Origin of the sequence: Stenotrophomonas sp. (assembly GCF_050737075.1) — a bacterium.
In the GTDB taxonomy this organism is placed as follows: Bacteria; Pseudomonadota; Gammaproteobacteria; order Xanthomonadales; family Xanthomonadaceae; genus Stenotrophomonas.
This window is the reverse complement of record NZ_JBOHXV010000135.1, coordinates 1-9,628: the sequence shown is the minus strand read 5'-3', so window position 1 is coordinate 9,628 and position 9,628 is coordinate 1. Positions and strand designations below refer to the sequence as shown.

Here is a 9,628-nt window from a genome sequence, read left to right as displayed (position 1 = left end):
GTCCAGTGGACGATCACGCTTCTGCGGTAGCCCCGGCCGTTGGCCGGACCTCGACAATGCTGGAGTTCAGGCAAGCCGGCCAACGGCCGGCGCTACCAGAGGATCAGAACGTGTACCGAACCCGCCCGGTAGAGCCAGGCCCTGCCTGGCTGCACCAACGATCAGAACGTATAGCGAACGCGCCCGTAATAATAGGCACCATTGCTACCAATCGGCGACAGCACGTCATACGGCAGGTTGCCGTAGTAGTAGATGTCCTCGTTGGAGAGATCCGAGTAATTGTCGGTCAGGTTCTGCCCGCCCAGCGCCACGCTCCACTGCGGCGTGATTTTGTATTCCACCTCGGCATCCAGCTGCCATTCGGCCCCATAGGTCTGGCGCGGCACGAAACCGTCACCGAAGTTGAACACCCGGGTCACGCTGCCGTAGCGACTGAGGCGGCTGCTCAGCGTCCAGCGGTCGTTGGCCCAGCTTGCGGCCAGCTGCGCGCGCGTGCGCGGGGTGGCGTCGGTGAGCGTGTTGGTCTCTTCCACGCCGAACAGCACGTAGTCCGGATCCAGCGCCAGCAGGCGCGCCGGCGTGGGCAGCACGTTCTTCAGCGTGGTCTTGTTGTACGCATAGGTTCCGGTCAGCAGCAGCTGCCCATCACCCAGCGACTGGCGCCAGTTGGTGACCAGTTCCGCACCGCGGGTGCGGGTGTCGGCGGCGTTGACGAAGAAGCTGGCGCTCTGCAGCCCGCTCACGCCGAACTGCTCCAGCACGCTGTTGGTGAGCGCGTCGCCGGTGATGCTTTCCGACAGCGCGATGCGGTCGTCGATATCGATCTGGTAGAAGTCCAGCGACAGATCGAAGTGCTCGCCGATACGGCTGGTGAAGCCCAGGCTGGTGTTGAGCGACTTCTCCGGCTTGAGGTCGCTTGCCCCCAGTGCGCGCGCGATCGGATTGTTCACCGAGAGCACGCGGCCCTGCACCAGCTGGCCGGCGGCGTTGTAGCCGGTGGAGGTGGATTCGTAGCCGATCTGCGCCAGCGACGGTGCGCGGAAGTTGTTCGAGATCGCACCGCGCAGCGCGAACGCCGGGGTGAACTCGTAGCGCAGGCCGAGCTTGCCGGTCAGTTCGCCGCCGTAGTCGTCGCTGTGCTCGTAACGGGCCGCGAGGTCGCTGGAGAAGTGCTCGCCGAACTGGCTGGACAGGCTGGCATAGGCACTGGCCACGTCGCGGCTCAGCGAGGTGGCGTCCTGCGGGGTCAGGCCGCCGCCGGCCTGCGAACCGGTCGGGCGGTCGGTGTACGGGCCGGCCGCGTAGCTGCTCGGGTCGCCCGGGCGGGTCTGGAAGTGGTCGCGCCGCGCTTCCAGGCCGAGGCCCAGGCTGTGGCTGTTGTTGCCCTGGGTGAAGACGCGGCCCAGGTCGACGTTGCCCACGGTCAGTTCATTGCGGTAATCGCCGGTCTTGAAACGGGTCGGGCTGCCCGGGCCCAGCGAGGCATTGAGCGAGTTGCGCAGGCGGTAGGTGAAGTCATTGAAGCCGTAATCCAGGCTGGCGTCGTAGTTCCACTCGCCCCACTGGCCCTTCGCACCGGCCACGGCCTGCACGTCGCGGTTCTCGCCCTCGGAGATCGGGCGGTAGCCGTTGGGATAGATCTGGGTCCAGTTGGCGTCGCTGTCGGGGTAGCGGAAGTAGTTGGCGCCTTCGCTGTCGCGCTGGTTGAAGGTGCTGAAGAAGTAGAACTTCGAGGTTTCACCGAACGGCAGCTCGGTGTTGATCCAGGCGTTGAGGTCCTTGGTGCTGCCATCGCCCAGCACATAGTTGCGCTGGCCCTGCAGCGCCAGGTTGGCGTCGCTCTGGTCCCACGGCGGGATCTGGTCGAAGCCGGCGCGGTTGGTGCCTTCGCGGTTCTTCAGCTCCAGGCCGACGCGCAGGAAGCCGCCGTCTTCACCCAGCGCGGTGCCGACCTTGGCGCTGACGAAGCTGGTCTGGCCGTCGGTGAGGGTGCGGTCGATCGGCTTCAGGTCGGTGTGGTGGGCACCGAAGCTGGCCTCGATGGCGCCACCTTCCGGCGCGTCGTCGAGGATCACGTTGATCACGCCGGCCACCGCGTCCGAGCCGTACAGCGCACCGGCACCGTCACGCAGTACTTCGATGCGCTTGATCGCGCTGACCGGGATGGAATTGAAATCGACCGGGGTGGTGCCCTTGCCGATCTTGCTGTCCGCATTGACCAGCGCGCTGGTGTGGCGGCGCTTGCCGTTCACCAGCACCAGTACCTGGTCGGGCGAAAGGCCGCGCAGCTGGGCGGCGCGGACGTGGTCGGCGCCGCCGGAGTTGGACTGGCGCGGGAAATTGAACGACGGCAGCAGCGCCTGCAGTGCACTGCCCAGCTCGCCATTGACCACGCCGGCGCGGCGGATGTCCTCGGCCGTCAGCACGTCCACCGGGGAGGTGGACTCCAGCACCGTGCGGTCGACCGCACGGGTGCCGGTGACGATCACGGTGTCCAGCGTGGTGGCCGAAGCGGGCGCGTCCTGCGCATGGAGGTCCTGGGCCAGCAGGGGGGAGGAGAGGACCAGGGCAATGGCGAGGCCAAGACGCGACGCGGACGGACGGGACATGCGGGCTCCAGCAGTACGACGAGGGGGGAGGGGGAGGGGTGGAGGATATGTATGTACCAATCCATCCGGATGAAGCGATATATTATCTTGGCGTGAGGGCCCCTTTTGATGCAAGTCCCAATACGGGCCGGCATCAGCTCATAGCCGTTCGGCATCTATGCTGGCGGCCGATGTCCCTCACGCTTGTGCACCGTAGCGACACGCCATGCGTGTCCCACGTAGCCCCAACCCCCCGGAGATACCGCAACATGAAGTCCACCCCCCTGCTGCTAGCCGTCCTCCTGGCCATCAGCGGCTGCGCAACCACCACCCCGCTTGCCCATCAGACCCAGCCCGCCACCACGTCAACCACCGCCAGCCTGCAGGGCGACGCCGCCCGCCCCAACGCCGCCGCCGGCTGGGTGCGCAGCGAGCTGTACTTCGGCGTGGGCGAGGAAAGCGGCGCGTCCGCGCGCGAGCAGACCGATGCGATCAGCGAGGCGCAGTGGCGCGCGTTCCTCGACAAGGAGGTCACCCCGCGCTTCCCGGACGGCCTGACCGTGTTCGATGCCTACGGCCAGTGGCTGTTCCGCGGCGCGGCCGAGCCCAACCGCCTGCGCACCAAGGTGCTGGTGGTGCTGCACGAAAACACGCCGCAGCGCCGCGCGGACATCGAGGCGATCCGCCTGGCGTGGAAGCAGGCCACCAAGCACCAGTCGGTGCTGTGGGCACAGCAGGCGGTTGAAGTATCGTTCTGAGCACGACGGGCCGCAGCGGCGCCGCAGGAGTGATGATGGACATCAAGGAAGGGCGTTCCCGCATAGGCGTGGGCGTAATGCTACTGGCACTGGCCCTGGCAGCCGCGCCGGCCTGGGCGGGCGCGCGCGATGCGCTCCGCTTCAGCCCCGCCAACGGGGTGCAGGTGCAGGCCGATCTTGCCGAAGACGGCCTGATCGATGTGCAGATACTGCCCGCCGGCACGCGCCAGCGGCTGCCGGCGGCCCAGGATGCGGACGGCCAATCGCAGCTGTCCTCCGAGGACATCGATTTCGATGGCTACCCCGATCTGGTGGCACGGGCCCCGGTCGGCCAGGTCAACGAAGCGGTGGCGGTGTATCGCTACGATGCGCGGCAGGCGCGCTTGACCGCGCTGGTGCCCACCACGCACGGGCAGGAACAATGCGGCGGGCTGATGGGCCTGGCCGTGGAGGCGGCCACGCGCACCCTGACCAGCAGCTGCCGCAGCGGGCCGATGTGGTACGTGGACGTGTACCGCTACAACGGCCCGGCGCTGTACCTCTATCGCGCCGAGCGGATGAGCATGCTCGGCGATGCGCTCGACGCGGTGGTGGCGGTGAAGCAGCCCGACGACAGCGGCCCACTGGCGGTATGGAGCACGTTTGACGCCGCCGGCAAGGTGCTGGAAACGGCCATCGCCGATGGCCTGGAAGCGCCGCGCAGCGGGGTTCCGCTGCAGCCGGTGAGCGGCCGCGTGGTGCCCGAACGGCTGGCGTTGTACGCCCGGCCGGGCGACACCGCCACGCGGCGCTATCTGGTGGCCGGTGACACGGTGGCGCTGCTCGATGAACGCGACGGCTGGGTGCAGGTGCGCTACGCCAATCCGACGCACGGTGCCATCGTGGGCTGGGTAAACGGCATCGCACCCTGAACCGCGCCGGGGCATGACGCCCCGCGTGGCGCCGCGATCGCGCGGATTCGCACGCGAATGTCACTGAGGCGGGTCTAGGCTCGGGGCTCCCCTTGAACGTGGAAGCCCCGTCATGAGCAAGCGTGTTGCAGAAATCGTCGTCGAAACCCTGCAGGCCGCCGGTGTGCGCCACTGTTACGGAATCGTCGGCGACACCCTCAACCATGTCACCGATGCCATCCATCGCAGTGATATCGACTGGGTGCACGTGCGCCATGAAGAGGTCGCCGCATTTGCCGCGGGCGCCGATTCGCTGATCAGCGGCCAGCTGACGGCCTGCGCCGGCTCCTGCGGGCCGGGCGGGCTGCACTTCATCAACGGCATCTTCGAGAGCAACCGCAACCGCGCGCCGCTGGTGCTGATCGCCAGCCAGGTGATCACGCCCGAGCTGGGCATGGAATTCCCGCAGGAAGTGGACTTCAAGGCGGTGTACGCCACCTGCAGCGTGTTCTGCGAGCAGGTGTACAGCCCGGAGCAGGCGCGCCGGGTGGTGGCGCTGGCGTGCCAGGCGGCGATCAGCCGGCGTGGCGTGGCGGTGGTGATCCTGCCGGCCGACATCAGCGAGGCAGAGGTGAAGGACGACCGGCCGTTCTCGGTGCATTACGCGCAACCGGTGCTGCGCCCGAACGACGAGGAACTGCAGCGCATCGCCGCGCTGATCGGCGAGGGCAAGCGCGTCGGCATCTACGCCGGTGCCGGCTGCGAGCACGCGCATGATGCGCTGGTGGCGTTGGGTGCGCGGCTGAAGGCGCCGATCGCGCACACCTCGCGTGCCAAGGACTTCGTGGAGTACGACAACCCGTACAACATGGGCATGACCGGCATCTTCGGCATCGAGTCGGGCTACCACACGCTGATGGCCTGCGACACGCTGCTGTTGCTCGGCGCCGATTTCGCCTGGGGCCAGTACTACCCGGACAAGGCCACGCTGATCCAGGTGGACCGCGATGGCAGCCATCTGGGGCGCCGGCACCCCGTGAACCTGGGGGTGGTCGGTGATATCGGCCCGACGCTGGAGGCGCTGCTGCACCTGCTGCCCGAACGCGAGGACCGCAGCTTCCTGGACGAGTGCATCGGCCACCGCGAGAAGGCGCTGGCCACCCGTGCGAAGGAAGAGGAGCCGGGCGAGGGCACGCTGATCCACCCGCAGCACCTCACCGCGCTGATCGACCGCCACGCCAGCGACGATGCGCTGTTCACCGCCGACGGCGGCTCGCCGATGGTGTGGATCCTGCGCCATATCCGCGTCAACGGGCGCCGCCGCACGCTCACCAGCCTGCTGCACGGCACGATGGCCAACGCGATGCCGCAGGCGCTGGGCCTGCAGAAGGCCTATCCCGGGCGCCAGGTGATCTCGCTGTCGGGCGACGGCGGCATCGCCATGCTGCTGGGCGACCTGCTCACCGCCGTGCAGGAGAACCTGCCGATCAAGGTGGTGGTCTACAACAACAGCTCGCTGAACTTCGTGGAGCTGGAGCAGAAGGTGGAAGGGCTGCTGGACAACTACACTGACCTGGAGAACCCCGATTTCGGCCGCCTGGCCGAGGTGATCGGCTTCTACGGGCGCACCGTGACCCGCAGCGAGGACCTGGAGCAGGCCGTGCAGGACGTGCTGGCCCACCCCGGCCCGGCCCTGCTGGACGTGCACACCAGCCCGACCGAGCTGGTGATGCCGCCGCAGGTGGAGGCCAAGCAGGTGGCGGGCACCGCGCTGTACGCGGCCAAGGCGCTGCTGCACGGGCGCGTGGGGGATGTACGGGACCTGTTGGCGAACAATTTCCTCAACAAACCGTAGTTCCGCTGTTCCATCCATGCCTCTGTGCGCGGGGACGGGGAGGGCCTACCATCGGGTACCCCCCACCCCGTGCCCCCTACGCATGCCTGCTTCCGCTCCCGTCTCCGGACGCCCCCGCTGGTTCGTCGCCGGCGACTTCAACGGCTTCTTCGGCCTGGTGGTCGACAACCTGTCGATCCTCGGCTTCATCGCGATGGCGCTGGTCGGCATCTTCCAGTTCCCGCCGGACGTGGTGTTCGGCCGCATGTTCCCCGGCACCGCCTTCGGCGTGCTGGTCGGCAACGTGCTCTATACGTGGATGGCGCGACGCCTGGCCATCCGCACCGGTCGCGACGATGTCACTGCGATGCCGCTCGGGCTGGATGCGCCGACCAGCATCGGCATGGCCCTGCTGGTGCTGGGCCCGGCCTTCCTCGCGTTCAAGGCGCAGGGTCTGGCGCCGCACGACGCGGCGATCGCCACCTGGCAGCTGGGCATGGCCTCGCTGGTGATCATGGGCGTGCTCAAGGTGGTGCTGTCGTTCTTCGGCGAGGCGGTCACCCGCGCGCTGCCGCGTGCGTCGCTGCTGGGTTCGATCGCCGGCATCGCCATCGTGCTGATGGGCTTCCTGCCGCTGCTGGAAACGCTGCGTTCGCCGGTGGTCGGCTTCGTGACCTTGGGCCTGCTGCTGTACGTGCTGGTGGCCAAGCGCAAACTGCCGATCCGCGCGCCGGGCGTGCTGGTGGCGTTCGTGTTCGGCACAGTGCTGTATTACGGGCTTGGCCTGGCTGGCTTGGGCGCACCCGGCTTCAAGGTGCCCGAGTGGGTGCCGCCGCAGATCGTACTGCCGTGGCCGACGCTGGGCTTCATCGAGGGCCTGCCCACGGCGATCACCTACCTGCCGCTGCTGCTGCCGTTCGGCCTGCTGATGGTGGTGGGCGGCATCAACGTGTCCGAGAGCGCGCGCGCGGCCGGCGACGACTACCGCACCCGCGACATCCTGCTGGTGGAAGCGGTGGCCACGCTGGTGGCCGGGCTCTGCGGGGGCGTTGCGCAGACCACGCCCTACATCGGCCAGCCGGCGTACAAGCACATGGGCGCGCGCAGCGGCTACACGCTGCTGACCGGCCTGTTCGTCGGCATCGGCGGCATGCTCGGTGTGATCTCCGGACTGGTGCAGTGGCTGCCGCTGGCGGTGCTGGCGCCGATCATCGTGTACGTGGCCATCGACATCACCACCCAGGCCTTCCAGGCCACGCCGCGCGAGCATGCCGGTGCGATGGTGCTGGGCTTCCTGCCGTCGGTGGCGTACCTGCTGGCGATCAAGGCGCCGGGCTGGATCGCGCCGGAGCAGCTGGTGGCGATGACCACCACGCTGGATGGCCACGGCCTGCCCGAGCTGGCGGTGATCTTCACCCTGGGCAATGGCTTCATCATCACCTCGATGCTGTGGATCGCGGCGGTGGTGGCGATGATCGACGGGCGCCTGCTGCGTGCCTCGGGCATCCTGCTGGTGGCCGCGGCCCTGACCCTGTTCGGCCTGATCCACTCGGTGGACCCGCGCGGCGGTATTTACCTGCCGTGGCAGCTGGCCGGCCTGCCCATGCAGATCATGTGGCAGTTCGCCGGTGCCTACGTCGCGCTGGCCGCGTTGTTGGGCCTGTTGTCCCTGCAGAAGAGCAATCACGACCAACGGTCGTGATCGTTATTCGTCCCCATCCAACTCGGGGTAATGCCGGAAGATGCCGTTGGTTTTGAACGCCAGCCGGCGTTCGGAGGCCAGGTAGGCGGCGATGTTCGGTCGCCGCTCCACCCTGTCCTTCAACGCATACAGCAGTGGCAGAGTCGGCCGCAGTGCCTGCATGCGCTGCGGGAACATGTAGTCCAGCCCGCTGACCAGCTGGAACAGCGACAGGTCCACGTACGAATGCTCGCGCAGCGGGTGCAGGCCGCCATTGGCCTCCAGCACGCGTTCGAACCAGCCAAGGAACTTCGGCAGCCGCTCGCCGCGCATGGCCACGGCGCGTGCCTTCGCCTCGCGCTTCTGGTCCTCGTAGTACTGCGAGGCCGCGATGGGGTGGTGGGTGTCGTGGATCTCGGCGACCAGGTCGGCGATGGTCAACTGCAGCTGCAGCGCCTGTACCCGGCGCGAGGCCGCCTCGGGCACCAGGCCCAGCTCCGGACCGAGATGATCGAGGATCGCCCCGACCTGTGCGATCACCTGCCGCCCGCTGACCAGGAACGGCGGCGCGAACGGGCACAGCCCCTCCTGCCTGCCGTCGAGGAACGGCTGCATCACCTCGTCACCGTGGACGCGCGCCATGTCGGTATAGGCAGCGCCCGCATCTTCCAGCGCGAGGCGGATGAACTCGCCACGGCCCTGGATGCCGGTCCAGTAATAAAGCTCGTAGTGCATGCGCGGATTCCGCTCGTGGGAGCTCCAGCTTCGGCGTGCCAGCCGAAAGCGGACGTGAGCATGATGTCATGGCGCATGCAGCGCCCACGGTCTACAGCGTCTGCAGGAAGGCCTGGATCGCGCGGCGTTCCTCCGCGCTCAGCGCCAGCGGCTGCAGCAGCGGGTCGGGCAGCGGGAACGGGTCGGTGGCTTCGCTGCCACCGCGCGGACGTGGCTGCCCGCCGCCCACGCTGTAGAACAGCAGCACCGCGTCCAGGCTGCGCATGCTGCCGTTGTGCATGTACGGCGCGGTGCGTGCCACGCCGCGTAACGATGGCGTGCGGAAGCGGCCGCTGTCGGCCGGGTCGCCCGTGACTTCGTAGCGCCCCAGGTCCTGGCGGGCGCGCCCGTGCAGGTGCAGCCCAAGGTTGTGGAAGCCGTTGTCGGTCAGCGCCGGGCCGTTGTGGCAGTTCATGCAGCGCGCCTTGGTGCGGAACAGGTGCAGGCCGCGCAGCTGCTCGTCGTCGAGCAGGTCGCGGCGGCCGGCCAGGAAGCGGTCGAAGCGCCCCGGTGGCGGCGCCAGGCTGCGCTCGAACGCGGCGATGGCCTGGGCGAGCTGGCGGCGGTCGATGGGCGCATCGCCGAACACCGCCTCGAACTGTTGCCGGTAGCCCGCGTCGGCGCGCAGCCGCGCGGCGGCCTCGTCGGCACTGAAGGCCATCTCCTTCGGATCGGCGATGGGCAGCAGGGCCTGGGCTTCCAGCGTGGCGGCGCGCCCATCCCAGAACAGCGGCTGCGCGTAGCCGCTCATCAGCACGCTCGGCGCGTTGCGCCGCCCCGGTTGCCGGTCATGGCCGAACGACACGCGGCGCCCGTCGGCGAACGCCAGGTCGCGCTCGTGGCAGCTGGCGCAGGCGATCTGGCCGGAGCGCGACAACTGTGGGTCCTCGAACAGGCGCCGGCCCAACGCGACCTTGGCCGCTGAGCCGGGGTTGCCTTCGGGGTGCAGGACCGGCGGCAGCGGCGCCATCTCTCCGGCCACCACCCCGGCGTCGAGCTGCGCCGCCGGCCACTGCGCGATGGGCCGCGCATAGGCCTGGCGCAGGCACGCGGCTGCGGGCGGTTCGGGACCGAGCAGCTGCCGCGCGCACGCCGCCGGCAAC

7 protein-coding genes are annotated in these 9,628 nt (G+C 68.7%); 4 read left to right on the top strand and 3 right to left on the bottom strand.

The window, feature by feature from the left end:
* Positions 1–161 precede the first annotated feature (161 nt).
* A complete protein-coding gene (locus ACREPD_RS20800) occupies positions 162–2,609 on the bottom strand; it encodes a TonB-dependent receptor plug domain-containing protein (RefSeq protein ID WP_431601061.1) in 2,448 nt (815 codons plus the stop codon).
* A 248-nt stretch (positions 2,610–2,857) separates the two neighbouring features.
* Here ACREPD_RS20800 and ACREPD_RS20795 point away from each other — a divergent pair, with 248 nt between their 5' ends.
* The 4 genes from ACREPD_RS20795 to ACREPD_RS20780 all read left to right on the top strand — a co-directional run bounded on the left by ACREPD_RS20795 (position 2,858) and on the right by ACREPD_RS20780 (position 7,772).
* On the top strand, positions 2,858–3,346 hold the full coding sequence (locus tag ACREPD_RS20795) for a DUF3574 domain-containing protein (RefSeq protein ID WP_431601060.1): 489 nt from the start codon (positions 2,858–2,860) through the stop codon (positions 3,344–3,346).
* 35 nt (positions 3,347–3,381) lie between these two features.
* The gene (locus ACREPD_RS20790; RefSeq protein ID WP_431601059.1) at positions 3,382–4,257 is read left to right on the top strand and encodes an SH3 domain-containing protein; all 876 of its coding nucleotides are present in this window, start codon (positions 3,382–3,384) and stop codon (positions 4,255–4,257) included.
* Between the two features lie 112 nt (positions 4,258–4,369).
* Positions 4,370–6,091: a thiamine pyrophosphate-dependent enzyme gene (locus tag ACREPD_RS20785; protein ID WP_431601058.1), complete on the top strand. Its 1,722-nt coding sequence runs from the start codon at positions 4,370–4,372 to the stop codon at positions 6,089–6,091.
* Between the two features lie 82 nt (positions 6,092–6,173).
* The gene (locus ACREPD_RS20780; protein WP_431601057.1) at positions 6,174–7,772 is read left to right on the top strand and encodes a hypothetical protein; all 1,599 of its coding nucleotides are present in this window, start codon (positions 6,174–6,176) and stop codon (positions 7,770–7,772) included.
* A gap of 3 nt (positions 7,773–7,775) precedes the next feature.
* On the opposite strand, the gene ACREPD_RS20775 is transcribed toward ACREPD_RS20780, so the two are convergent.
* Together ACREPD_RS20775 and ACREPD_RS20770 are read right to left on the bottom strand one after the other, a co-directional pair.
* The gene (locus tag ACREPD_RS20775) at positions 7,776–8,486 is read right to left on the bottom strand and encodes a glutathione S-transferase (protein WP_431601056.1); all 711 of its coding nucleotides are present in this window, start codon (positions 8,484–8,486) and stop codon (positions 7,776–7,778) included.
* A 91-nt stretch (positions 8,487–8,577) separates the two neighbouring features.
* Positions 8,578–9,628, bottom strand: a 1,051-nt coding sequence (locus ACREPD_RS20770; RefSeq protein ID WP_431601055.1) for a cytochrome-c peroxidase, incomplete at its 5' end; no start/stop codon positions are given.

What these genes read in the sequence shown, in the direction of transcription:
- ACREPD_RS20800 (WP_431601061.1), bottom strand. Translation starts at nt 2,609, where the DNA reads ATGTCCCGTCCGTCCGCGTCGCGTCTTGGCCTCGCCATTGCCCTGGTC.
- ACREPD_RS20795 (WP_431601060.1), top strand. Translation starts at nt 2,858, where the DNA reads ATGAAGTCCACCCCCCTGCTGCTAGCCGTCCTCCTGGCCATCAGCGGC.
- ACREPD_RS20790 (WP_431601059.1), top strand. Translation starts at nt 3,382, where the DNA reads ATGGACATCAAGGAAGGGCGTTCCCGCATAGGCGTGGGCGTAATGCTA.
- ACREPD_RS20785 (WP_431601058.1), top strand. Translation starts at nt 4,370, where the DNA reads ATGAGCAAGCGTGTTGCAGAAATCGTCGTCGAAACCCTGCAGGCCGCC.
- ACREPD_RS20780 (WP_431601057.1), top strand. Translation starts at nt 6,174, where the DNA reads ATGCCTGCTTCCGCTCCCGTCTCCGGACGCCCCCGCTGGTTCGTCGCC.
- ACREPD_RS20775 (WP_431601056.1), bottom strand. Translation starts at nt 8,486, where the DNA reads ATGCACTACGAGCTTTATTACTGGACCGGCATCCAGGGCCGTGGCGAG.